Annotated in this window: 21 protein-coding genes; 14 read left to right on the forward strand and 7 right to left on the reverse strand. The window is 67.3% G+C overall.

The genetic code is table 11. The features are described from left to right. The coding region (locus tag WBB14_RS21690) for an enoyl-CoA hydratase-related protein (RefSeq protein ID WP_424241658.1) at positions 1–553 on the forward strand (553 nt) is incomplete at its 5' end. Positions 554–599: 46 nt separating this feature from the next. Here WBB14_RS21690 and WBB14_RS21695 read toward each other — a convergent pair. Next, positions 600–1,433: an enoyl-CoA hydratase/isomerase family protein gene (locus tag WBB14_RS21695; RefSeq protein ID WP_013391155.1), complete on the reverse strand. Its 834-nt coding sequence runs from the start codon at positions 1,431–1,433 to the stop codon at positions 600–602. A gap of 113 nt (positions 1,434–1,546) precedes the next feature. Here WBB14_RS21695 and WBB14_RS21700 point away from each other — a divergent pair, with 113 nt between their 5' ends. From WBB14_RS21700 to WBB14_RS21710, 3 genes are all read left to right on the forward strand, one after another. Then, positions 1,547–2,407 carry an NAD(P)H-hydrate dehydratase gene (locus WBB14_RS21700; RefSeq protein ID WP_424241659.1) on the forward strand — a complete coding sequence of 287 codons (861 nt, stop codon included), beginning with the start codon at positions 1,547–1,549 and terminating at the stop codon, positions 2,405–2,407. Between the two features lie 120 nt (positions 2,408–2,527). Then, positions 2,528–2,761: a hypothetical protein gene (locus WBB14_RS21705; protein WP_424241660.1), complete on the forward strand. Its 234-nt coding sequence runs from the start codon at positions 2,528–2,530 to the stop codon at positions 2,759–2,761. 386 nt (positions 2,762–3,147) lie between these two features. Continuing rightward, positions 3,148–4,761: an ABC transporter substrate-binding protein gene (locus WBB14_RS21710; RefSeq protein WP_013391152.1), complete on the forward strand. Its 1,614-nt coding sequence runs from the start codon at positions 3,148–3,150 to the stop codon at positions 4,759–4,761. A 76-nt stretch (positions 4,762–4,837) separates the two neighbouring features. Here the strand turns inward: WBB14_RS21710 and WBB14_RS21715 are convergent, their stop codons facing one another. Then, the gene (locus tag WBB14_RS21715; protein ID WP_424241661.1) at positions 4,838–5,752 is read right to left on the reverse strand and encodes a LysR family transcriptional regulator; all 915 of its coding nucleotides are present in this window, start codon (positions 5,750–5,752) and stop codon (positions 4,838–4,840) included. A 282-nt stretch (positions 5,753–6,034) separates the two neighbouring features. Between WBB14_RS21715 and WBB14_RS21720 the strand changes: the two genes are divergently transcribed. From WBB14_RS21720 to dapD, 10 genes are all read left to right on the forward strand, one after another. Beyond that, positions 6,035–7,006, forward strand: a complete 972-nt coding sequence (locus WBB14_RS21720; protein WP_424241662.1) for a succinylglutamate desuccinylase — start codon at positions 6,035–6,037, stop codon at positions 7,004–7,006. 70 nt (positions 7,007–7,076) lie between these two features. Continuing rightward, positions 7,077–8,708, forward strand: a complete 1,632-nt coding sequence (locus WBB14_RS21725) for an ABC transporter substrate-binding protein (protein ID WP_424241663.1) — start codon at positions 7,077–7,079, stop codon at positions 8,706–8,708. A gap of 49 nt (positions 8,709–8,757) precedes the next feature. Continuing rightward, positions 8,758–9,735, forward strand: a complete 978-nt coding sequence (locus WBB14_RS21730) for an ABC transporter permease (RefSeq protein WP_424241664.1) — start codon at positions 8,758–8,760, stop codon at positions 9,733–9,735. A gap of 6 nt (positions 9,736–9,741) precedes the next feature. Beyond that, positions 9,742–10,659 carry an ABC transporter permease gene (locus tag WBB14_RS21735; protein ID WP_424241665.1) on the forward strand — a complete coding sequence of 306 codons (918 nt, stop codon included), beginning with the start codon at positions 9,742–9,744 and terminating at the stop codon, positions 10,657–10,659. A gap of 112 nt (positions 10,660–10,771) precedes the next feature. Then, positions 10,772–11,755: an ABC transporter ATP-binding protein gene (locus WBB14_RS21740; protein WP_424241666.1), complete on the forward strand. Its 984-nt coding sequence runs from the start codon at positions 10,772–10,774 to the stop codon at positions 11,753–11,755. Beyond that, complete coding sequence (locus WBB14_RS21745; RefSeq protein ID WP_424241667.1) at positions 11,752–12,762, forward strand: ABC transporter ATP-binding protein; 1,011 nt, start codon at positions 11,752–11,754, stop codon at positions 12,760–12,762. The genes WBB14_RS21740 and WBB14_RS21745 overlap by 4 nt, the downstream gene beginning before the upstream one ends. Continuing rightward, a complete protein-coding gene (locus WBB14_RS21750) occupies positions 12,762–13,667 on the forward strand; it encodes an alpha/beta hydrolase (RefSeq protein WP_332013030.1) in 906 nt (301 codons plus the stop codon). The genes WBB14_RS21745 and WBB14_RS21750 overlap by 1 nt, the downstream gene beginning before the upstream one ends. Before the next feature lie 39 nt (positions 13,668–13,706). After that, positions 13,707–14,837, forward strand: a complete 1,131-nt coding sequence (locus WBB14_RS21755) for a M20 family metallopeptidase (RefSeq protein ID WP_424241668.1) — start codon at positions 13,707–13,709, stop codon at positions 14,835–14,837. A 7-nt stretch (positions 14,838–14,844) separates the two neighbouring features. Beyond that, complete coding sequence (locus tag WBB14_RS21760) at positions 14,845–15,843, forward strand: autotransporter outer membrane beta-barrel domain-containing protein (RefSeq protein WP_424241669.1); 999 nt, start codon at positions 14,845–14,847, stop codon at positions 15,841–15,843. 80 nt (positions 15,844–15,923) lie between these two features. Then, positions 15,924–16,907, forward strand: coding sequence for a 2,3,4,5-tetrahydropyridine-2,6-dicarboxylate N-succinyltransferase (gene dapD, locus WBB14_RS21765; RefSeq protein WP_424241670.1), 984 nt, complete (start codon positions 15,924–15,926; stop codon positions 16,905–16,907). 25 nt (positions 16,908–16,932) lie between these two features. Here the strand turns inward: dapD and WBB14_RS21770 are convergent, their stop codons facing one another. The 5 genes from WBB14_RS21770 to hemE form a co-directional block, all read right to left on the reverse strand. Further along, positions 16,933–17,553, reverse strand: coding sequence for a hypothetical protein (locus WBB14_RS21770; protein ID WP_424241671.1), 621 nt, complete (start codon positions 17,551–17,553; stop codon positions 16,933–16,935). A 138-nt stretch (positions 17,554–17,691) separates the two neighbouring features. Continuing rightward, positions 17,692–18,546: a class II glutamine amidotransferase gene (locus WBB14_RS21775; protein WP_424241672.1), complete on the reverse strand. Its 855-nt coding sequence runs from the start codon at positions 18,544–18,546 to the stop codon at positions 17,692–17,694. 104 nt (positions 18,547–18,650) lie between these two features. Then, positions 18,651–20,714 carry a UvrD-helicase domain-containing protein gene (locus WBB14_RS21780; RefSeq protein ID WP_424241673.1) on the reverse strand — a complete coding sequence of 688 codons (2,064 nt, stop codon included), beginning with the start codon at positions 20,712–20,714 and terminating at the stop codon, positions 18,651–18,653. 208 nt (positions 20,715–20,922) lie between these two features. Next, positions 20,923–23,010, reverse strand: coding sequence for a primosomal protein N' (locus tag WBB14_RS21785; protein ID WP_424241674.1), 2,088 nt, complete (start codon positions 23,008–23,010; stop codon positions 20,923–20,925). Between the two features lie 304 nt (positions 23,011–23,314). Further along, positions 23,315–24,388: a uroporphyrinogen decarboxylase gene (gene hemE, locus WBB14_RS21790; RefSeq protein ID WP_424241675.1), complete on the reverse strand. Its 1,074-nt coding sequence runs from the start codon at positions 24,386–24,388 to the stop codon at positions 23,315–23,317. Positions 24,389–24,526: the final 138 nt, after the last annotated feature.

A 24,526-nucleotide genomic window follows, 5' to 3' on the forward strand; every position in this document is an offset into this window, starting at 1 on the left:
GGGTAACGACCTGCGCGACTTTCAGGCTGAGCGTGGGGCGGGCGACAGCGCCGGGCTGACGTTCCTGCGGGCCTTGTCCTCCGCCGAGGTCCCGGTCATTGCCGCGGTCGAAGGCTACGCAATCGGCATCGGCGTGACGCTGCTGCAGCATTGCGACTTTGTCCACATCGGCGAAGGCGCCACGCTACGCATGCCATTCGTGGCGCTGGGCCTGTGCCCGGAGGGTGCCTCCAGTCTGTTGTTGCCCCGACTGGCCGGGCGTCGCGCTGCCGAATGGCTGTTGCAGGGCAAGGCATTTTCCGCCGAAGACGCGCGCGAAGCCGGGTTGGCGACGTCGGTAACGCCACGAGGCCAGGCGCTGGCCGCGGCACAGGCCACGGCTGCTGATTTGGCGCGCCAACCGCCCGCCGCGCTGCGCCTGACCAAGGCCATGCTGCGCCGCCCGGACCGCCAGGCGATCCAGGACACCATGGATTACGAAGCCCAACAGTTCCGCATCCGTCTGCAATCCGAAGAGGCGCAGGCGGCCTTCGCGAAGTTCTTCAAGAAGTAGGGAAGCCGGATGGCGCGCCCTGCCCCGGCGCGCGCCGTCCGCTGCCTCAGAACGGCGAATCCGGCCGGAAGTTCGGCGCGCGGCGTTCACGCAGGGACTGGATCCCTTCGCGCACGTCGGGCCCGCCAAAACCCATGAATTCCAGCGCCAGCGAAGTATCGAAGCTCGGCCCCGCCATGCGCAGCCAGTTATTGAGCGAGTACTTGGTCCAGCGGATGGCGGTCTGGGAGCCCGCGGCCAGCTTGTTGGCGACTTCGAAGGCGCGGCCGATGAGTTCGGCCTCGTCCACGCACAACGACACCAGACCGATGCGCTCGGCTTCCTCTCCGGTCACGGTTTCGCAAAGCATCAGGTAGTACTTGGCGCGGGCCATGCCGCAAAGCAGCGGCCAGACGATGGCGGCATGGTCGCCGGCCGTCACGCCCAGGCGGGTATGGCCGTCGATGATGCGCGCGTCGCGTGCGGCGATGGAGATGTCGGCCAGCAAGCCCGCCACCAGGCCCGCGCCCACCGCCGCGCCATGCATGGCGGACACGATGGGCTTGTTGCAGTTGATGATGTTGTAGACCAGGTCGCGGGCTTCGCGCCAGACGCGGGTGCGCACGTCGAAGTCGTCGGCCATCTGCTGCACCAGATCCAGGTCGCCGCCGCCCGAAAACCCCTTGCCCTCGCCGCGGATCACCACCACCCGGGTGTCGGGGTCGGTATCGATGTCGCGCCAGATGTCGGCCAGTTCGCGGTGCATGCGGTCATCGGCGGTGGACAGTTTGCCCGGCTTGCCGCCCTTGGCGCCCATGATCACTTCCAACACCCCGCCGGGGTGCCGGCGCAGCTTCAGGGACTCATAGGCGGAATAGTGTTCCAGCGTGATGTCGCTCATGTTTGTCTCCACGTCGTCTTGTCTTGGGGCCGGGCCGGATGCCGGCCGGTTTGGGCGCACTATAGTAGATACGCGCCATCGCGCCACGCCGATTGCCCCAGGAGCCTCAGCCCATGAACACTACCGCCCCGTCCGCCGGCGGCGCCATCGACCGCGCCGCCCTGCCCGCCCTGTTCGCGCCGCGCGGCCGGGATACCCACAAGGGCAGTTTCGGCACGGTGGGCGTGGTCGGCGGCGGGCCCGGAATGACGGGCGCGGCCCTGCTGGCCGCGCGCGCCGCCTTGAAAATTGGCGCCGGCAAAGTGCTGGTCGGTTTCGCCCAGGACGCCGCGCCCCTGGCCTGCGACCTGCTGCAGCCTGAACTGATGCTGCGCGACGCCGGCTCCCTGCTGGAACAGGACTGGGGCGTCACCGCCTGGGTGGCTGGCTGCGGCATAGGCACGGGGGCCTTGGCAGCCAACGCGCTGTCAGAACTGTTTGTACTGCGGCGCGGGGCGCCGCTGGTGCTGGACGCGGATGGACTGAATCTGCTGGCGCGCGGCGACATCCAGCCCAACTGGGGCGAGGGTCCCGTGGTGCTGACGCCGCACCCGGCCGAAGCCGGCCGCCTGCTGGGCATCAGCGCTTCCGAGGTGCAGGCCGACCGCCCGGGCGCCGCCTGGAAACTGGCGCAGCGTTACCGGGCCTGGGTGGTATTGAAGGGCGCCGGCACCGTGGTCTGCTCGCCGGACGGCGATCTGCGGGTCAACACCAGCGGCAATCCGGGGCTCGCCACCGCCGGAACCGGGGACGTATTGGCAGGCATGCTGGGCTCGCTGATTGGCCAGCAATTGCCCTTGGATCAGGCCGTGGCCGGGGCGGTCTGGCTGCACGGCGCGGCGGCCGACGCGCTGGTCGCCCAGGGTGTCGGCCCCATCGGGCTGACCGCCGGAGAGCTGGCGGATGCCGCCCGCACCCTGCGCAATCGCGGCTAAGTCCCTGGGGAATAAACATTTTTACAACATATAGGGGTTTACCCTAAAAATAGCGTTGCATAGATCCTAGGGTTATCCCTATAATGGTTTACACCAAGACGAAACGGACTGGAGCAAACCATGAGCGAACTGACCCTGAACCACACTGCCCGCCTGACCGACGCGCTGGAGCGCGATCTGCTCCGCGGCGCCCTCGAGAACCAACCGAATTCCCATCCGCTGACCAACCTGAAGAAGGCTGGCCAAGCCGTAGTTGCAGCTGTTGCCGCCGTGTTTTCCTTCATCGACGAAGTGAACGAATCGATGAACAAGGCCCGCGCCGCCAGCTCGCGCTTCTCCGGCTCGCAGTGGTAAGCCCTGCCGCGCTAGCCTGAGTCGCGATCGATCTCCCGCGATTCAGGCTGGCGCGACCCCGCCGCAACGCCCGCCGGTCTCCCGGCGCCCCTTGCGGCGGTTCTTCGGCGCCCAGCCCCTCACCCGGGCGCCATCGCGCCGCGCAGGCCTCCAGACGAGGCAGCGCGGCGCCCTCATTCCCCCGCCCTCTCAGCGTTTTCCCTAGCGCTGCGCTTGCCATTGCGCATTGACAGTGCGCGAAGCCCCTACCGATAATCGGCCCCTTGCCGTCGTGCCCGGCGCCAAAACCCCCTGAGCCCCTTCCAGGCGACGCCGCCCGCGCGGCTGGCGCAGGCCGGTTTACACGCAGGCGCGATCCGGTTCGTTCCCCATCCGGAGTTGTCACCATGAAGTTGCGCACCACCCTGGCCCTTGCGGCCGCCGCCATTCCCTTGGCCGCCGCCCAAGCCCAGACGCTGAAGATCGGCCTGTCGGCCGAACCCACCTCGGCGGACCCCCACTATCACAAGATGACGCAGAACGACGCGTTCTCCGCGCACGTCTACAGTTCGCTGGTGGGTCGCAGCGCCGACATGAAGCTGGTACCCGCCCTGGCCACCTCCTGGAAGACGCTGGACGACCAGACCTGGGAATTCAAGCTGCGCGACGACGTCAAGTTCTCCAACGGCAAGCCGTTCACGTCCGAGGACGTGCTGTTCACCATCTGCCGCACGCTGAACAACGAAACCAACGTGTCGCAGTCCTACATGGACATGACCAAGCGCATCACCGACGTGCAAACGCCGGACGCGCACACGGTCATCATCAAGACCGGCGAACCCTTCCCCCTGATGCCCGCCGAACTGGCGCGCTCGCTGCCCATCGTCTGGAACGGCATCGTCGAGCACGGCAAGCTCACGTTCGACCCCAAGAAGGGTTGCGGCGTGACGGGCGCCTGGCCCACCGTGGCCGACTTCAACAACGGCAAGGATGCCATCGGCACCGGCCCCTACACCCTGAAGTCCTACGTCAAGGGCACCGGCATCGAGCTGGTCCGCAACGAGAACTACTGGGGGCCCAAGCCCTACTGGAAGGAAGTGAAGTTCGTGCCGGTGCCGTCCGCCGGCCCGCGCCTGACCGGCCTGCTGTCCGGCGACTTCGACATGATCGAAAACCCCGCCGCCCGCGACCTGCCGCGCCTGAAGGACAACCCCAAGTTCGGTTTCGTCGCCACCCCGTCGACCCGCCTGGTGTTCTTCCAGCCGGACGTGGGCCGCAACCCGAGCCCCTTCGTCAAGAGCGCCGACGGCAAGAATCCGCTGCAAGACCTGCGCGTGCGCAAGGCCATTTCGATGGCCATCGACCGCAAGACCATTACCGCCCGCATCATGGACGGCATGGCCACCCCGGCCTTCCAGTACATGCCCGACGGCATGTTCGGCGCCCTGCCCAAGGCCCCGGAAATCAAGTACGACCCGGAAGGCGCCAAGAAGCTGCTGGCCGAAGCCGGCTACCCGAACGGCTTTGAACTGACGCTGTCGTCCACCAACGACCGCTACGTCAACGACGGCCAGGTAGCGCAAGCCGTGGCCCAGTACCTGGCCCGCGTCGGCATCAAGACCAATGTGGACGCCATGACGGCCTCCATCTACTTCCCCAAGCGCGCCAAGCGCGAGTTCAGCTTCTCGATGGGCGGCTGGCCGGCGGAAACGGGTGAAGCCTCGGCGCTGTTCCAGCTGTGGGTGGCATCCCTGGATTCCCCCAACAGCCTGGGCACCAGCAACTACGGCGGCTTCAGCAATGCCGATTTCGACAAGGTCTACAAGCAAGCCATCGTGACCGTCGACGCGCCCAAGCGCGAGAAGCTGCTGCAGGAATCCACCCAGATCGCGCTGGACAACGTGCCGCTGATCCCGCTGCACTTCGAAAGCAGCATCTGGGCCTTCCGCAAGGGCATCACCTACGAAGGCCGCCGCGACCAGTACACGCTGGCCACCTCGGTCACGCCTGAAAAGCAATAATCAGGTTCGCCTGAACGAAAAAACGGCTGCCTCAGGGCAGCCGTTTTTTTTCGCAGGCCTCTTCGTACCTGCCGGACTACACGGCCGGCCTGCCCTGCAGCGCGTCATCCAGTTCCCGGGCCAGCAGTTCGACGAAGGCTTCCGCCGCGGGCGGCAACACCCGGCCCGGCATGACCTGGATCTGCAGGGTGCGCGATTGCAGTTCGGCATTGGAAATCGGCACGGCGACCAGCTCGTCGCGCCGCAAGCTCCAGGCCACCGAGATGTAGCCGCTGAGCATGATGGCGTCCGACCCGAAGACAAAGCCGTGCAGCGGCGAGGAATCGTTGCAGGTCAGCGCCGGCTCCAACTGCACCGATTCCAGCGCGCAGCCCATCTCGAAGAGCTGCCGCGTGGTGGTGCCCGGCCCGGTCAGGGCCAGCGGATACTGGCTGAGATCCTGCAGGCTGACGCTGGCGCGGCCCGCCAGCGGATGGTCGGCCGCCATCACCGCATGCACCGGCGCGCGGCGCGAATAGCGCGGGCTGACCCCGCCGCTGCGTTCGGCGATGAAGACCATGCCCAACTCCACGCTGCCTTCGGCCACCCGCCGGCTGACTTCGGCCGGCGAGCCCACATGCAGGTCGAAGCGGATGTTGGGCCAATCGCGGCGAAAGCGCGCCATCACCGAGGGCAGGAAGATCCGCGCCACGCCCTCGACCGACGCGACCCGGATCTCGTTGCGCGCAGTGCCCTTGATGGCGGCGATCTCCTGCAGCACGGAATCGGCTTCCAGCATGGTGCGGCGGGCGTGCGCCAGCAGCAGCTGGCCCGCTTCGCTCAAGACCATGCCGCGCGCGGCGCGCTCGAACAACGGCGCCCCCGCCTCTTCCTCCAGCTTGGCGATCTGCCGGCTGATGGCCGACACCGCCACATGCAGGCGCTCGGACGCACCGCTCAGGCTGCCCGCCTGGGCGACTTCCAAAAAGTACTTCAGGGCGATGCCGTGCATGCCAGCCCCTCGCGGTTCTCAATGAATGGGAAAGAGGAACAAGCTTTGCCTTTTCTGCAAAGCTCGCGATAAATATTCTAATTGTAGAGAAAGCAGCCAAGCTCCTAGAATTCGCCCAATACTCGAAGGCGGCGTGCGTCTGACGCGCCCCATATATAAGGGAAAACCCGTGCCAGCAGCCCATTTCAGCGCCCTCCGCGCCGCGGCGCCCGCTCATACCGGCTGCTAGCCGCCACCCCAACGCCATCGCCTATACAATCCCGTCGCTTCATCGGAGTTCCCATGCCTACGCCCGCCCCCGCGTCCATCCCGCGCCCATTTCTACTTGCCTGTCCGAACTTGTCGGCGGAGCGGACGGGCAATACGGACACCCCGGGGGTCTGGCATTTCGATTCCGGCGTGCCGGGCAAGCGCGTCATGCTGAGCGCGCTGATCCACGGCAATGAACTTTGCGGCGCCTGGGCGCTGAAGGACGCGCTGGCAGCGGGCCTGCGGCCGCGCCGCGGTTCGCTGACGCTGGCCTTCTGCAATCTGGCCGCGTTCGACCGCTTCGACCCCGCCAACTACGCCCCCGCGCGCTTCGTCGACGAAGACATGAACCGCGTCTGGAGCGACGACAAGCTCGCCGTGCCCATCAGCCAGGAACGGCGCCGCGCCGCCGAGCTGCGGCCCTGGGTCGAGCAGGCTGACTGGCTGCTGGACTTCCATTCGATGAGCAATTCCGACGTGCCGTTGCAGCTGACCGGCATGGAACAGCGCAATATCGACCTGGCGCTGGCGTTGGGCAACCCCGCCACCATCATCGCCGACGCTGGCCATGCCGCCGGCGTGCGCATGCGCGACTACGGCCGTTTTGGCGAAGCCGGCGACAACGGCACCCGTTCCCTGCTGATCGAATGCGGCTTCCATGGCGCCCCCGAGGCGCGCGGCGTCGCCGTCGACCAGATGGCGCGCTTCCTGGTGGAAGCGGGCGCCGTGGACAACCATGACCTGCCGGCCGACTGGTTCGTCCCCGCGGCGTCCACGCAGCGCGCGCTGCGCGTGACGCATGCGGTCGCAGCCAAGAGCGCCGACTTCCGCTTCGCCCAGCCCTGGAAGGGCCTGGAAACGCTGGCCGCCGCCGGCACCTTGATCGGCTGGTCCGAAGGCGAGCCCGTCGTCACGCCCTATGACGACTGCGTGCTGATCATGCCGTCCACCGCCAATCTGCGGCCCGGCGTGACCGTCGTGCGGCTGGCGCAGCCCATCGCCTGAAGACTCGCGGCGGCCCGCCAGGGACGCCGCCCCCCGCAACACAAGACCAATACAACAAAGGGACAAATCCATGTCTGCCCAGACGCTCTACCGCAGCATGCTCACGGCCTGTGCCATGGCTGCCTGTACCACCGCAGCCGTCGCGCAGGATGCCACGGGCACCCTGCGGATCGGCCTGTCGTCCGAGCCGACGTCCATGGATCCGCACTACCACCAGGCCACGCCGAACGATGCGATGACCTCGCACATGTTCGAGACGCTGGTGGGGCAGGACGCCAAGATGAACCTGATCCCGCGTCTGGCCACGGCCTGGAAGCCGGTGGACGACACGACCTGGGAATTCACGCTGCGCGAGGGCGTCAAGTTCTCCAACGGCCAGCCCTTCACGGCGCAGGACGTGCTGTTCACGTTCTGCCGCGTGGTCAACAACGAGCAGTCCATCAGCAGCTCGTATCCGTCCATCGTCCAGAAGTTCGCCGACGTGCAGCTGCGCGACGGCAACACCCTGGTGATCAAGACGCGCCAGCCCTATCCGCTGTTGCCCAACGACCTGACCCGCATGGGCATGCTGTGGAACGGCATCGCCGAGCACGGCCCGATCAGCTTCGACCTGAAGAACAAGTGCGGCGTCACCGGCGCCTGGCCCACGGTGGCCGACTTCAATACCGGCCGCTCGGTGATCGGCACCGGCCCGTACACCTTGAAGAGCTACGTCAAGGGCACCAGCATCGAACTGGCGCGCAATGACGGCTACTGGGGCGACAAGCCGGCCTGGGCAAACGTGAAGATGGTGCCCGTGCCGGCAGCCGGCCCGCGCCTGACCGGCCTTCTGGCAGGCGACTTCGACCTGATCGAGAACCCGGCCGCGCGCGACGTGAAGCGCATTTCGGAAACGCCGGGCTTCGGCCACGTCATCACGCCCTCGGTGCGCGTGGTGTACTTCCAGCCCGACGTGGCGCGCAGCCCCAGCCCCGGCGTGAAGGCGGCGGACGGCAAGAACCCGCTGCAGGACGCGCGCGTGCGCCGCGCCATGTCGCTGGCCATCGACCGCAAGACCATCGCCGACCGCATCATGGACGGCGCGGCCACGCCGGCCAACCAGTTCCTGCCCGACGGCATGTTCGGCACCCTGCCCAACCCGCCCGAACTCAAGTACGACCCCGCCGCCGCCAAGAAGCTGCTGGCCGAGGCCGGCTATCCGAACGGCTTCGAGCTGATCGTCTCGTCCACCAACGACCGCTACATCAACGACGCCCAGATCTCGCAGGCGGTGGCGCAATACCTGTCGCGCGTGGGCATCAAGACCACGGTCGACACCATGACGCGCTCGGTGTACTTCCCCAAGCGCGCCAAGCGTGAATTCAGCTTCGCCATGGGCGGCTGGTCGTCGGAAACCGGCGAGGCTTCGTCCTTCCTGCAATACTGGGTCAGCGCGTTCGACAAGGAACACGGCCTGGGTACCAGCAACTACGGCGGCTATGACAACCCCGAGTTCGACCGCGTGTTCAAGCGCGCCCTGGTCACCGTGGACCCGGCCGCGCGCGAAAAACTGCTGCAGGAATCGCTGACGCTTGCGCTGGCCGACCTGCCCAGCATTCCCCTGCATTTCGAAAGCAGCATCTGGGCGTTCCGCAAGGGGCTGACCTATGAAGGCCGCGCCGACCAGTACACCCTGGCCATGTCGGCCAAGCCCGCCAAGTAAGACCCTACGCGGCGCCCGCAACCCCTGAGCCCACCAAGGAAATCATCTCGTGGCCTTGTTCATCCTACGCAGACTGATACAGAGTCTGTTCGTGCTGCTGGCCGTTTCGGTCGTGGTCTTCTTCGCGGTCTATGCCGTGGGCGATCCGATCGAACTGCTGGTCAGCCCCGAAGCCAGCCAGGCCGCGCGCGAGGCGATGATCGCCCGCCTGGGCCTGGACCTGCCGGTGTGGCAGCAATACACAGGATTCCTGTGGCGCGCGCTGCATGGCGACCTGGGCACTTCCTTCGTGCACGGCATCCCCGCCATCGAACTGATCGTGCAGCGCATCCCCGCCACGTTCGAGCTGGTGATCGTGGCCATCATGCTGACCTGTGTGTTCGGCATTCCGCTGGGGCTGATTGCGGGCCTGTACCGCGACCAGCCGCTGGGCCGCGGCATCATGGCGTCCTCGGTGCTGGGCTTTTCGCTGCCGAACTTCTGGCAAGGCATGATGCTGATCCTGCTGTTCGCGGTATGGCTGGGCTGGCTGCCGGCCACCGGCCGCGGCGACACGGTCACCGTGCTGGGCGTGCGCCTGTCGATCCTCACGGCCGACGGTTGGTCGCACCTGATCATGCCGGCCATCAACCTGGCGCTGGCCAACATCGCCCTGGTGCTGCGCCTGACCGCCTCCGGCGTGGTCGAGGCCCGCAGCCAGGACTACGTGAAGTTCGCGCGCGCCAAAGGCGTCAAGCCCGGCCGCATCGTGCGCCGCCACATCCTGCGCAACATCCTGATCCCCGTGGTCACCGTGATCGGCATGGAATTCGGCACCCTCATCGCCTACTCCACCATCACCGAAACCGTGTTCGCGTGGCCAGGCATGGGCAAGCTGCTGATCGACAGCGTGTACCAGCTGGACCGCCCGGTGGTGGTGGCCTACGTGATGCTGGTCACCCTGATCTTCGTGATCATCAACCTGGTTGTGGACATCCTGTACGCCACGCTCGACCCGCGCGTGCAGCTCGTGACTCCCGCTCAATAATCCGCCATGGCTCAAACTCCCAATTCCGGCCGCACCCGCACCGTCCAGCCCCTGGCTGAGACGCCGCAGCGCGCCTCCATCCTGAAGAAACTGCACGCGCGCCCGACGGTGCGCGGCTCCGTGATCGCGCTGACCATCCTGATCGTGCTGGTGGTCTTCGCGCCCTACTTCGCGCCGCAGAATCCCTACGACCTCGCCAACCTTTCGCTGATGGACGGCCGCCTGGCGCCGCGCCAGGCGCTGATGGACGGCAGCATCGCCTGGCTGGGCACCGACGACCAGGGCCGCGACATGCTCAGCGCCATCCTGTATGGCCTGCGCATCAGCCTGATGGTGGGCCTGTCCGCCGTGGTGCTGGCCACCGCCGTGGGCGGCGCCATCGGCCTCGTGGCCGCCTATGTCGGCGGCGTGGTCGATACGGTGCTCATGCGCATCGTCGACTTCATCCTGGGCTTTCCGACCATCCTGGTGGCGCTGGTGCTGCTGGTGGTGCTGGGACGCGGGGTCGACAAGGTGATCCTGGCCCTGGTGCTGGTGCAGTGGGGCCACTACGCGCGCATCATGCGCAGCCGCGCCCTGCAGGAACGCCGCAAGGAATACGTGGAAGCCGCCGCCAACCTGGGCTACCCAGCCTGGCGCATCATGCTGTACCACCTGCTGCCCAACTGCCTGGGTCCCGTCATGGTGTTCGCCACCATCCAGATCGCGACCGCGATCGCGCTGGAAGCCACGCTGTCGTTCCTGGGCGTGGGCGTGCCCATCACCGAACCCTCGCTGGGCCTGCTGATTTCCAACGGCTTCCAGTACCTGCTGTCGGGCGACTACTGGATCAGCCTGTTCCCGGGCATCGCCCTGCTGGTGCTGATCCTCTCTATCAATATCGTAGGCGACCGCCTGCGCGAAAGCCTGGACCCGAAGCGATGAGGCCCACCCCCGAAGCGCTGCGCGCTTCCCCCTCAAGGGGGCGCCGCTGCGGACCGGCAAAGCCGGCTCCGCGCGGCCCCGCTGGGCAATGCTGGCGCAATGGACAACTAAAATGAGCGAAGTACTTCTAGACGTGCGCGGCCTGCGCACCGCATTCCATACCGAAGCCGGCGCCTGGCTGGCGGTCGACGGCGTCGACCTGACCGTGCGCCGCGGCGAAATCGTCGGCCTGGTCGGCGAATCGGGCTCCGGCAAATCCGTCACCGGCTTCTCGCTCCTGGGCCTGATCGACCCGCCCGGGGAAGTGGTGGACGGCGAAGTGAAGTTCAAGGGCACGGACCTGCGCAAGCTGAGCGAAGAGCAGATGCGCCAGCTGCGCGGCAACCGCATCGCCATGATCTTCCAGGATCCCCTGATGACGCTCAATCCGGTGCTGCGCATCGGCGAGCAGATGATGGAAGCCATCCTCACCCACGAAGACGTGTCGCGCGCAGAAGCCGAAGAGCGCTGCCGCGAGGCGCTGGCCATGGTCGGCATTCCTTCGCCCGAAAAGCGCCTGAAGAGCTATCCGCACGAGTTCTCGGGCGGCATGCGCCAGCGCGTGGCGATCGCCATTGCCATGCTCAACAAGCCCGACCTGATCATCTGCGACGAGCCGACCACGGCGCTGGACGTCACCATCCAGGGCCAGATCCTCTACCGCATGCAGGAGATCTGCCGCGAGCACAACACGGCGCTCATCTGGATCACCCACGACCTGGGCGTGGTGGCCGAACTGGCCGACCGCGTGGCCGTGATGTACGCCGGCCGCATCGTCGAAAGCGGCCCGGTCGAGCAGGTGCTGGACGCGCCCCGCCACCCCTATACCAAGGGCTTGCTGGATTCCATGCCCGGCGCCACCCAACCGGGCGCGCGCCTGCACCAGATCAACGGCATGGCGCCCAGCCTGGCCGGCCGCCCCTCGGGCTGTCCGTTCCGGCCGCGCTGCACCAGCGCGGTCACGCGCTGCACCGAACAAGCCCCCACCGTCACCACCGAAGGCCCGCGCAGCTACCGCTGCTACGTGCCGATTACCCGCGAGGCCCAGCCGGTATGAGCCAAGCCGATACTCCCGTCATCGAGCTCAAGAACGTCCACAAGCGCTTCGAGCAGCGGCCCGACCTGGCCCAGCGCATCCTGGCCCTGACCGGCCGTCCCATCGACCGCCGCACCGTGTACGCGGTCAACGGCGTGGACCTGGCCATCAAGCGCGGCGAAGTCGTCGGCCTGGTCGGCGAGTCTGGCTGCGGCAAGTCCACGCTGGGCCGCGTCGTCGCCGGCCTGCACGGCCAGAGCGAGGGCGAATTGCTGTACCAGGGCAAGGAAGCGCGCCGCCTGCGCGGCGCCGACAAGCTGGCCTATACGCTGGGCGTGCAGATGATCTTCCAGGATCCGCAAGCCTCGCTGAACCCGCGCCAGCGCCTGCGCCAGATCCTGGGCGAATCGCTCAAGGTCCACAAGCTGGCGCCTGCCGCCCAGATTCCCGCGCGCATCGACCAGGCGCTGCAGGAAGTCGGCCTGGACCCGGAATACCGCGACCGTTTCCCGCATCAGATCTCCGGCGGCCAGCGCCAGCGCATCGGCATCGCCCGCGCGCTGATGGTGGCGCCGAAGTTCCTGGTCTGCGACGAGCCCGTGGCCGCGCTGGACGTGTCGATCCAGGCGCAGGTGATCAACCTGTTCATGGACCTGCGCGAACAGCACGGCTTCACCTACCTGTTCATCAGCCACGACCTGGGCGTGGTCAAGCACATCTCGGACCGGGTGGCGATCATGTACCTGGGCAAGATCGTGGAAATCTCCACGTCGGCCGAGATCTTCGCGCGCGCCAACCATCCCTACACTCAGGCCCTGATGGCCGAAGTGCCGGACGTGGGCCGCCGCGGCCGCAAGTTCACGCCGATCAAGGGCGAGATCCCGTCGCCGCTGAACCCGCCGCCGGGCTGTACCTTCAATCCCCGCTGCCCCCACGCCATGCCGCGCTGCCGCGAGCAGGCGCCGGTCCTGAAAGAAATCTCGGCAGGCCACTGGTCGGCCTGCCACCTGAATGAGGCGAACGCCTGATGAAACCCTCCGACATGTCCAACGTCGACCGCATCGCCATCGAGCTCGGCCATGCCGGCCGCAACGCCATCCTGTATGTGGACGAGGATCGCAACTCCGACCGTCCCTTCAAGCTGCAGACCTACCGTCCCTACGGCTACACGCCGGACCGCCCGGTGGTCATCGTGCAGCACGGCGTGCTGCGCAACGGCGACGAGTACCGCGATTTCTGGGTGGAAGCCGCCGACAAGCACAAGCTGCTGATCGTGGCGCTGACCTTCTCCAACGAGATCTGGCCCGGCGTGGAAAGCTACAACAACGGCCGCGTGTTCTCGGCCGGCGGCAATCCGCGCCATATCGACGGCTGGACCTACGCGCTGGTAGGCAACGTGATCAAGGACCTGATCGCCGGTGAAATCACCGACGGCCAGAATATCTACCTGTTCGGCCACTCCGCGGGCGGCCAGTTCGTCCACCGCCTGATGAGCAGCCAGCCGCACGCGCCCTTCAAGGCCGTGGCCGCCGGCAACCCGGGCTGGTACACGCTGCCGACCTTCGACCATCCCTTCCCCGAAGGCATGGACGGCGTCGGCTTGACCGAAGAGCACCTGGTCAAGCTGCTGGCCTATCCCATGACCATCCTGGCGGGCGACCAGGACATCGCCACCGACGATCCCAACCTGCCGTCCGAGCCCGCCGCCATGCGCCAAGGCCCGCACCGCTTTGCGCGCGCCCAGAACTACTTCGAGTTTGGCCGCAAGGAAGCCGAGCGCCGCGGCGTGCCGTTCGGCTGGACGCTGCAGGTCGTGCCTGGCATCGGCCATGACGGCCGCGCCATGTCGGCCGTGTGCGCCAGCCTCTGGTTCGACGGCAAGATGCCCGACGACGCTGAACTGGCCCGCCTGGCCGGCCAGCAGGTCGCCTAAACGCTCCCACTATTTTCGTTGCAGAAATCCGCTACCGCCATGTCCAACATCCAGAGCACTGAACAGATCGTCGCCGGCATCAAGAGCTGGCTGCAATGCGAATCGCCCTCGAATTTCCCCGAAGGCATTGCCGCCATGGCGCGCATCATTGCCGACTACGCCGCGGCCGCCGGCCTGACGGTGGAGCTGTCGTCGCTGGGCCCCACCACCGGTCCGCTGCTGTACGCGACCAACCGCGCCCCCGGCGACACGCGCCCTGGCATCCTGATCCTGGCGCACATGGACACGGTGCATCCGGTGGGCACGCTGCTCGAAAACCCCGTGCGCATCGAAGGCGACCGCCTCTACGGCCCGGGCGGCTACGACATGAAGGCCGGCATCTACCTGGCGCTGTCGGCCCTGTCCGGCGTGGCGCGGCCCGGCGCGACCCAGCTGCCGGTGGACTTCCTGGTGGTGCCCGACGAAGAAACCGGCAGCCACGCCTCGCGCACGCACATCGAACGCTTCGCCGCCAACGCCAAGTACGCGCTGGTCTGCGAACCGGCCCGTCCCAACGGCGGCAAGTGCGTCACGGCCCGCAAGGGTACCGGCATGCTGAACCTGAACGTCAAGGGCCGCCCGGCCCACGCCGGCATGCAGCATGAGAAGGGCCGCAGCGCCATCCGCGAAATGGCCCACCAGGTGCTGGCGCTGGAAGCCATGACCGACTACGAGCGCGGCATCACCGTCAGCGTCGGCACCATCGCCGGCGGCACCGTGACCAACACCGTGCCGGCCCTGTGCCGCTGCGTGGTCGACTTCCGCGTGCCCGACATGGGCGCCGCCGAGGACGTGCTGCGCCGCATGCGCGAACTGTGCGCCGTGGGTCCGGACGTCGAACTGGATATCAACGTGGAGCTGAACCGCCCGCCCATGGTGAAGACCGAAGCCGCCGCCGATCTGCTGGCGCTGGTGCAGGGCTATGCCGAACGCGCCGGCTTCCTGCTGGAAGACGCGCCCATGACGGGCGGCGGCAGCGACGCCAACTTCACGTCCGCCATGGGCATCCCCACGCTGGACGGCCTGGGCGCCGACGGCGACGGCGCGCACACCTTGAACGAGTACATCCTGATTTCGACGCTGGAACAGCGCATGAAATTCTGGGAACTGCTGTTGAAAGAACTGGCGTAAACAGCCCTTGCCGCCACCGATAGCCGTCCGCCGGCAGTTGCCGGCGTGGGCGTTCGCCGCGCATGCCGTGTTCGCGGCGAACGCGGCGCACGCTCACGCCGCACAAGCCGAGCCGGCCCGCGGCCTGCTTGCCGACCGGCCGTCCAGTCCCGCGCCGGCCCAACCGGGCTGGCTCGTCGCCGTCGACAATTGGCAGACGCTGGAAGGCGGCGCCAACGTGGCCCGCATCAAGCAGCGCACCACCGGCGTGTACGGCGGCGGCGAATTCGATGCAGGCGCCGGCTGGCGATTGGGCGGCGCACTGGGCGCCACCCGCAGCCGAGTCAACATCGACGCGGCCGACGCCCGGCTGGACGTCTACAGCTATACCGCGGGGGCCTACGGCAAGAAGTCGTTCAGCGCCGGCCCCGGCAAGCTGAACCTGCTGGCGGCCGCTTCCTACTCCTGGCACAACATCGATACCCGCCGGCATTTCGAGATGCCCGGGATTCCCCGCCAGACCCTGACCGCCGACTTCAGCGCCTACACCGCGCAGGTCTTCTCGGAACTGGGCTACGAGCTGGCGCTGTCGCCAGGCGCCACCCTTGAGCCGTTCGCAGGCGTGGCCCTGCGCAACGTGCGCACCCGCAGCTTCAGCGAGTCAGGCGGTTCGACCGCGCTCTCGGCCGACGCGGGACGCATCCGGCAAACCACGGCCACGCTGGGCTTGCGCGGCCAGACCGGCTTCGCGCTCGGGCCCACCGTGGGCCGGCTGCATGCGACGCTGGGCTGGCGCCGGGCCTTCGGCGACGTGCAGCCGGAAACGACCCTGGTCCTGGACGGCGGCAGCGTGCTGACCGTGGCCGGCGCGCCGATCGCCCGATCCGCGGCGCTGGCCGGCCTGGGCCTGGAAGTCGCCGTATCGCGCTCGGCCGTCATCGGCCTGGCCTATGGCGGCCAGTATGGCGGCGGCAACCGCGAGCACACGGGCTCCTTGAGCTTGCGCTGGGCCTTCGGCAGCCTTTGAAAACTGCTGCCCGGCGCCCCCGCCATCTGTCCCTTTCGCCTTAGAATTACGCACTCAGACTGCGCATTTTCTCTTTCATCATGGCTGATTCCCCCACGCCCCTCAGCGCCATCGCCTATGGCATCGCCACGCTGGCCGCCGACGGCGCCATCCTGGACACCTGGTATCCGCGCCCCTCGCTGGCCGACAACTCGCCGGCCACCGGCACCCGCCACCTGTCGCCCGAGGAAGCCCGCGCCGCGCTGGGCGAACACGTGCCCACCGCCCTGATCCGCGACACCCGCCGCAAGGTGGACATCGTCGCGGTGCGGACCGCGATCGCGTCGCTGAACGAACCACCGGTCGATGCGCACGACGCCTACCTGCGCCTGCACCTGCTCAGCCACCGGCTGATCCGTCCGCACGACGCCAACCTCGACGGCCTGTTCAATGTGCTGGCCAACGTCGCCTGGACATCGGCCGGGCCCTGCGCGGTAGACCAGGTGGACACGCTGCGCTGGCACTTGCGCGCCTCCGGACAGATCCTGGAAATCCGCGGCGTCGACAAGATTCCCCGCATGACCGACTACGTGATGCCCGCCGGCGTGCGCATCGCCGACACGGCGCGCGTGCGGCTGGGCGCGCACCTGTCGCCCGGCACCACGGTGCTGCATGAAGGTTTCTGCAATTTCAACGCCGGCACGCTGGGCGCGTCCATGGTCGAAGGCCGCATCAGCGCGGGCGTCATCGTCGACGACGGCAGCGATATCGGCGGCGGCGCGTCCATCATGGGCACCATGTCAGGCGGCGGCAAGCAGGTGGTGTCCATCGGCAAGCGCTGCCTGCTGGGCGCCAACTCGGGCATAGGCATTTCGCTGGGCGACGATTGCGTGGTCGAGGCCGGCTGCTACATCACCGCCGGCACGCGTGTGCTGACGCCGGAAGGCGCGGTGGTGAAGGCCACCTCGCTGGCGGGCCAGCACGGCCTGCTGTTCCGCCGCAATTCGCAGACCGGCGCCGTGGAATGCCTGGTGCGCACCGCCGCCTGGGGCACCCTGAACCCCGATCTGCATACGGGGCATTGACCGGGCGCCGCGCAAGCGGCCCTGCTCAGGCGTATTCCGCCGTCCGTCCCAACTGGTCGTAGACCAGGTTCACGAACAGGTCCGAACTCAGCACGTTTGCGGCCAGGCACGAAAACACGGCCTTGCCGTTTTCGTCCTGCAGGCTGATCGTCTCGGTCCATTGGTTCAGGTCGATGCGCTTGAGCGATTCGTACGGCCATGTGGCGGCGCCGATATGCAGGCCCTCGGCCGACAAAGCCAGCTCCTGCGTCTGCAGGTCCGGGAAATTGCCGCTCTGGACATAGCGGAACGCGACTCGCGCGCCGTCCGCGATCTTCTCTTCCAGCACGGGCAGGCGCTGCGCCACGTAGCGCGCGCGGAACGCGTCCATCAGCTTGTTGAATTCGCCGACCTCGGCGGGCACCAGGGTCCAAGACTGCGTCGAACCGGTGCGGTAGGCAAAATGATTGATCAGGCCAGCGCCTGCGTCCGGCCCGGAGGCGAACAGGAACAGGTCCTGGATATCCGCGAAGGCGGTGTAGATGCGCACGTCGCCTTGCCGGCAGACAACGCCGTGCTCGTGCAGTTCAAAACAATCCGGGGTGCTCCCCGTGTGGTTAAACACCGCCAGCGCGACAGAGGCTTGCGGGGTTTTGCTATCGGTCATGCAACTTCCTTATTGGAATTAGGGTGCTTTCGCGGCCCAGGACGTCGCAAAGTCATGCGATCCGTATTCTCCCCTATATAGGCGATGCCTGCTTGATGACCCCGTTTTCCAGGCATTTCCGGCCTTGGGCAGCTGTTTTCAGGCCCCCGGCGGCACCGGCGCGAACGGATAGTGCGCCACCGTGCCGCCGCCCGCGATGATGGCGGTGGCTTCGGGCACTTCCTCCCAGGCGCCGGGCATCTCGGTCAGGGGCTCAGACAGCAGCAGGAACGCGTCATCGTCCAGCGCCGCGATCTGCGGGTTGTCGGGATACAGCTGGCGCAAATGGCGCACGCAGGTGTTGTGGAACAGCGTGCGCGAGTCCGCCTCGCTGGAATAGCGCACCGCGATCAGGCGCTGGCCGTCCAGCGCGCAGACCGTCATGTTGATGGGCTGCGCCACGCCGTGCCGCCTGCCCGTCTCTTCCACCGCGCCCACCATGCGGGCCAGCGCCGTCAGCGGGTCTTCCTCCAGGCCGAAGCTCAAGGCCAGCAGGAACATCACCTCGGAATCGGTCGACCCTTCCAGCGAGCCGAAATACGCGGGCGCGATCATCAGCATCAGGTCGCGCCTGAGCAGCGGATAGTCGCGGATGACGCCGTTGTGCACGAACAGCCATTGGCCGTGGCGGAACGGGTGGCAGTTGGTCTCCTGCGCGGGCGTGTCGGTGGCGGCGCGGATATGCGCCACGAACAGCGGCGCGTGGATCGCGCGCGCCGCCTCGCGCAGATTGCGGTCGTTCCAGGCCGGATGCACGCTGCGGTAGCGGAATGGCGGCTCCAGCGGCTGGCCCTGGTGCTGGCGGCCGTACCAGCCCAGGCCGAAGCCATCGCCGTTGGTGGTGGTGGCGCCCAGCCGCGAGTGCAGGCTCTGGTCGATCAGGGAGTGCTTGGCCTTGAAAAGCACACTCTCCATCTGTATGGGACTACCGGTATAGGCCAGCCAGCGACACATGGCGCGCTCCTTCGATCCGCGGGATTGCCGCGCCCCCGACGGCGGGGCGGGCGCAGTCCAGTGTAGGAGCAGCCCGCGGCTTTCCACAAGCCGGAGCCCCGCCCCTATTTCTTCAGCAGCGCCTTGAGCATGGCCATGCGCTCCTTGGGATTCATCGCGGCGGTGGCCTCGTCTTCCTGCACGCGCACGTCGCCCAGGCCCATTTCCTCGATGAAGCGCGAAGGCTCGCGCACCAGGTCCTCGCGCGCCCGGCGCCGGCGCTTGCACCAGCTCAGGTTCAGGCTGCGCTGCGCGCGCGTGATGCCCACGTACATCAGGCGGCGTTCCTCCTGGATGCGCGAGGCCAGGTTCTCGGCCGCGCGCGCCGGATCGCCGACTTCGTCGTCCTTGCCCAGGTGAGGCAGCAGGCCTTCCTCGACGCCCGCCAGGTACACGTGCGGATACTCCAGGCCCTTGGACGCGTGCAAGGTGGACATCTTCACCGCGTCGGGTTCTTCTTCCTCGCCGCGCTCCAGCATGGTGACCAGCGCCACGTGCTGCACCAGATCGAAGAGCGTCATGTTGTCCTCTTCGGCCTTGCGCTTGAGCCAGCCGGTCAGCTCCAGCACATTCTGCCAGCGCGTCTGCGCGGGCCGCTCCTCGAACAGCTCGTACAGATAGCGCTCGTACTGGATGGCCTCCAGCAGATCGTCCAGCAGCACGCCCGCGGGTTCGGCGGGCGCGGCGTCCTTGCCCGAAGCCGCGCCGCGCCCGGCGCGCCACTGCATGCGGCGGATGAACTCGGTGAAGGTGCGCAGTGGTTCCAGCTGGCGCGGCGCCAGCTGGCTTTCCAGGCCAGTCTCGGCGACGGCAGCCAGCAGGGACAGCTCGCGGCTGGCCGCGTACTGGCCCAGTGTCTGCAAGGTGGCCTGGCCGATGCCGCGCTTGGGCGTGGTGGCCGCGCGGATGAAGGCCGGGTCGTCTTCGTCGTTGGCCAGGATGCGCAGGTAGGCCAGCACGTCGCGCACTTCGGTCTTGTCGAAAAAGCTCTGGCCGCCCGAGATCGTGTACGGAATCTTCAGGTTGCGCAGGGCCTGTTCCAGGATGCGCGACTGATGGTTGCTGCGGTACAGGATGGCGAAGTCCTTCCATTGCGCCTGGCGCTCGAAGCGCGAGGCCGACACCTTCATGGCGATGGACTCCGCCTCCTGCTCTTCGCCGTCCATGGCCGACACCAGAATGGGCTCGCCCACGCCCAGGTCGGACCAGAGCTTCTTGTCGAACAGCTTGGGATTCTTTTCGATCACCTGGTTCGCCGCGGCCAGAATGCGCTGCACCGAACGGTAGTTCTGTTCCAGCTTGATGAGCTTGATGTTGGGATAGTCGGTAGTCAGCTTGGCCAGGTTCTCGATGGTGGCGCCGCGCCAGGCGTAGATCGCCTGGTCGTCGTCGCCCACCGCCGTGAACATGGCGCGCGAGCCCGTCAGCAGCTGCACCAGCCGGTATTGGCAAACGTTGGTGTCCTGGTATTCGTCCACCAGCAGGTAGCGCACGCGGTTCTGCCAGCGGGTGCGTACTTCTTCATTGTTGGCCAGCAGCAGCGCAGGGATGCGGATCAGGTCGTCGAAGTCCACCGCCTGGTAGGCGGACAGCGTGGCGGCGTAGCTGCGGTAGACGTTGGCCGCTTCCACGTCGGCCGGCGTGATGGCCTCGCGCGCCGCGTCGTCCGGCTCCATCAGCCCGTTCTTCCACAGCGAGATGATGCCCTGCACGTGACGCAGGCGGCCCTTGTCGGTGGTGTTCAGCAGCTCCTGGATGATGGCCATGGCATCGTCGGCGTCCAGGATGGAGAAGGTCGGCTTGAGGCCCGCGTTGCGCGCTTCCTCGCGCAGCATCTTCACGCCCAGCGAATGGAAGGTGCTGATGATCAAGCCCTTGGAGAGCTTGCGGTCCACCAGGGTCTTGACGCGCTCGTCCATCTCGCGCGCGGCCTTGTTGGTGAAGGTCAGCGCCACCACGTTGCGGCCCATGTAGCCGCATTCGCGCAGCAGGTAGGCGATCTTCTGCGTGATCACGCGGGTCTTGCCGCTGCCGGCGCCGGCCAGCACCAGGCAGGGGCCGTCCAGGTACAGCACCGCTTCGCGTTGAGCGGGGTTCATGCCTTGGGCTATAGGTTCGCTGGCGGACATTTGAGTCAGGTGATCATGCATCGCGGCGGCCGCATTGAGGATGCGGCCGGCAAGCACGGGGCTTGCGGCCGCCCGTCAGCGGGCCGGTAACACGCGAGAAAAAGGGGACGGGCGCAGCCGCCGCAGCGGGCCTGCCGCGCCGGCGCGATAGAGGAGAAAGATCATAGAACAATCGGATCGGCGGCGCATCGGCCCCCGCCGCAAGCGATCAGATTTCCAGCGGATCGACTTCCAGCTGCCAACGCACGCGCGCCTCGTTGGCGAGGTACGGCAGGTGATGCGACCAGGACGCCAGGAAAGCCTGCAAGGCCGGGCGGCTGCTGCTTTCCGCCAGCAACTGGGCGCGCTCGATATTGGCCACGCGCACCACCCGCAGCGGCACCGGGTCGTACAGCATGATGGCGTCCAGGCCCGGGAAGTCGGCCGCCCACTCGCCTTCGGGCAAGCTTCGCGCCCGCTCCAGGAACTCCTGCGCCACCTTCAACTCGCGCGCCTCGGCGGTCAAGAGCGCCTGATAGACGAAAGGCGGCAGGCCAGTGCTTTCGCGCTCGTGCAGCGCATGGCGGGCAAAGCCCGCGTAATCGTGCCGCAGCAGCGCCTGATAGACCGGCTGCTCGGGGTAACCGGTCTGTATCAGCACCTCGCCGTTGCCCTGATGGCGGCCGGCCCGGCCCGCCACCTGCATCAGCTGCGCGAACAGGCGTTCTGGCGCGCGGAAGTCGTGCGCGAACAGCATCGAGTCGGCATTCAGCACGCCCACCAATCCCAGCCGCGCGAAATCGTGGCCCTTGGCCACCATTTGCGTGCCCACCAGGATGTCCACCTCGCCCGCGTGCACCGACGCGAACAGCGCTTCGGCGCTGCCCTTCTTGCGCGTGCTGTCGGCATCGATGCGCAGGATGCGGGCCTCGGGAAACAATTCCGCCAGATGTTCTTCGACGCGCTGCGTGCCGCGTCCCATGGGCGCCAGGTCCTGGTCGCCGCATTCGGGGCAGGCGCGCGGCACCGGCGCCTGATAGCCGCAATGATGGCATTGCAGGCGATGGCCACGGCCATCGGTACGATGCAGGACGGTGAACGCGGTGCAGCGCGGGCAATTGCTGACCCAGGCGCAGGACTGGCAATGCAGCACCGGCGAATAGCCGCGCCGGTTCAGGAAGATGAGCGACTGCTCCTTGCGTTCCAGCCGCTGCGCAAGGGCGTCCAGCAACTGCGGCGACATGCCGTGCTTCAGTTGCAGGCGGCGCGTGTCCACCAGCCGCATGGACGGCAGGCTGCTGGCGCGCGCCCGGCCCGGCAGCGTCAGGCGCAGGTAGCGGCCGCGCTCGGCATGCTGCCAGGTCTCCAGCGATGGCGTGGCCGATCCCAGCACCACCGGGATGTCCAGGTCATGGGCCCTCCACACCGCCAGGTCGCGCGCCGAATAGCGCAAGCCGTCCTGCTGTTTGTAGGACGCGTCGTGCTCCTCGTCGACCACGATCAGGCCCAACTGGCCCAGCGGCGCGAACACCGACATGCGCGTGCCCAGCAGCATGCGCGCCTCGCCGCGCTGGGCGCGAGCCCAGGCCTGCAGGCGTTCGCCGTCGGACAGGCCGCTATGCATGACCGCCAGGCCGTCCGGCCCGACCAACGCCTCCAGGCGCGCGCGCAGCGCGCTTTCCAGCTGCGGCGTCAGATTGATTTCGGGCACCATTAGCAGCACCTGGCGTCCCGCGGCCAGGACCTTCTCGGCCGCCCGCAGATACACCTCGGTCTTGCCGCTGCCCGTCACGCCATGCAGCAGCACGGGTTTGAACCCGTTGAGGGCGCCGATCGTGTCCACCGCCTCGCGCTGGGCGTCGTTGAGCTCCGGCGGCTGGTCAGCCTGGGCCGGCGCGCGCGCAGCCTTGCGTTTGCGTCCGTCCAACCGCGCCACGGGTCCGCCGGCCGAGCGTTTGCCCTGGTAGGCCGTGGGCTTGCGCAGCGGCGGCGGCAGCGTCGGCAGCATCACCTCGCCCAGCGGCCGCTGATAGTAGTCGGCGGCAAAGCGGGCCAGGCGCAGCCAGTCCTCGTCGAAAGGCGGCAAGTCGTCCAGCACCTCTTCGATCGGCCGGATCTGCTTGGGATCGAAGGACGGCTCGGCCGGGTTTTCCACCACCACGCCGATCAGCTTGCGGCGGCCGAACGGCACGATGACCCGCAGGCCAACCGTCACCGGCGCCTCGCTGCGGTAGTCGAACGGGCCGGGCAGGGGCACGTCCAGCGCCACGCGCACCCAGCAGACCGCGGGGGTCGTGTTTGGCTGCGCTTCAGACATGGGGGCTAGGACGGTGCATGTAGAAGGATGATCCCGGATGATGGCGGCGTGCTCCGTTTTCCGCCTGTGGATAACTTTGGGGAAAAGGCTGGAGCAACATCGAAAATTGGAATTTGACAAGATTGCGCAAACTTGCGAAATCTTCTTGAAAACCGTCAATTAGCCATTTAAAACAATGACTTACGATGGCTTCCGAGATTGTAAACTAGCATCTAAAGGGTTTTCCCCGAGAACAATCCTGCTGTGCACAAGTGTCCCCGGGGGCCCTCCTGCTCCGGCCCTTTAGACCGAAGCGTTCACTCACTTACCCCCGCAGCGAACGGCTGTGCTGGTGGACTTCATCAACCAATTCGGCTACGGCTTCTGGCGGAGTGAAGCGGGAAATTCCGTGTCCCAGATTGAACACGTGACCGCCCTTGCCCACCGGTCCGAAGGCCTCCAGCACGCGTCGCGCCTCGGCGCGGATGGCGGGCCCTCCGCCGAACAAGGCCATGGGGTCCAGGTTGCCCTGGAACGCCACCGAGTCCCCGGTACGGCGTCGCGCCGCGGCCAGATCCACCGTCCAGTCCAGGCCCACGGCGTCGGCGCCGCAGGCGGCGATCTGTTCCAGCCACTGCCCGCCGCCCTTGGTGAAGACGATGGCCGGCACGCGGCGGCCTTCGCGTTCGCGGGTCAGACCAGCCACGACCTTGCGGGTGTAGGCCAGCGAGAACTGCTGGAACAGGCCGTCGGCCAGCACGCCGCCCCAGCTGTCGAACAGCATCACGGCTTGCGCACCCGCGTCGATCTGCGCGTTCAGGTACTGCAAGGTGGCTTCCGCGTTGATCTCGAGTATGCGGTGCAGCAGGTCGGGACGCGCATACAGCAGGGTCTTGATCAGGCGGTAATCATCGCTGCCCTGGCCTTCCACCATGTAGCAGGCGATGGTCCACGGGCTGCCGGCAAAGCCGATCAGCGGCACCTTGCCGTCCAGATCGCGCCGGATCGTGCGCACGGCGTCGAAGACATAGCGCAGCTTGTCCATGTCCGGCACTTCCAGACGCGCCACGTCTTCCTCGGTACGCACCGGACGGGCGAAGCGCGGCCCCTCGCCTTCGGCGAAGTCCAGGCCCAGGCCCATGGCGTGCGGCACCGTCAGGATGTCCGAGAACAGGATGGCCGCGTCCAGGTCGAAACGCTCCAGCGGCTGCAGCGTGACTTCCGAGGCGTACTCCGGATTCTGAGCGAGGCCCATGAAGGAACCCGCACGGGCCCGCGTCTGGCGGTACTCGGGCAGGTAGCGGCCGGCCTGGCGCATCAGCCAGATCGGGGTGTAGGGCACGGGCTCGCGCAACAGCGAGCGCAAGAACACATCGTTCTTCAAAACGGAAGCAGACACGACTATCCTCGATGATCGGAAGCCGTGATTTTACTTCCCCTGGCTGACAAGTCTCGGCCAGCCGCTGGCCCACGCTTGCCGGCGCGCAAGCAAGGCGTTTTCCGCGCCGGACGGCGCGCGCCAAGCCCGGACGGCGGG

It is taken from the genome of Achromobacter sp., from assembly GCF_049647645.1.
Taxonomy (GTDB): Bacteria; Pseudomonadota; Gammaproteobacteria; order Burkholderiales; family Burkholderiaceae_B; genus Achromobacter.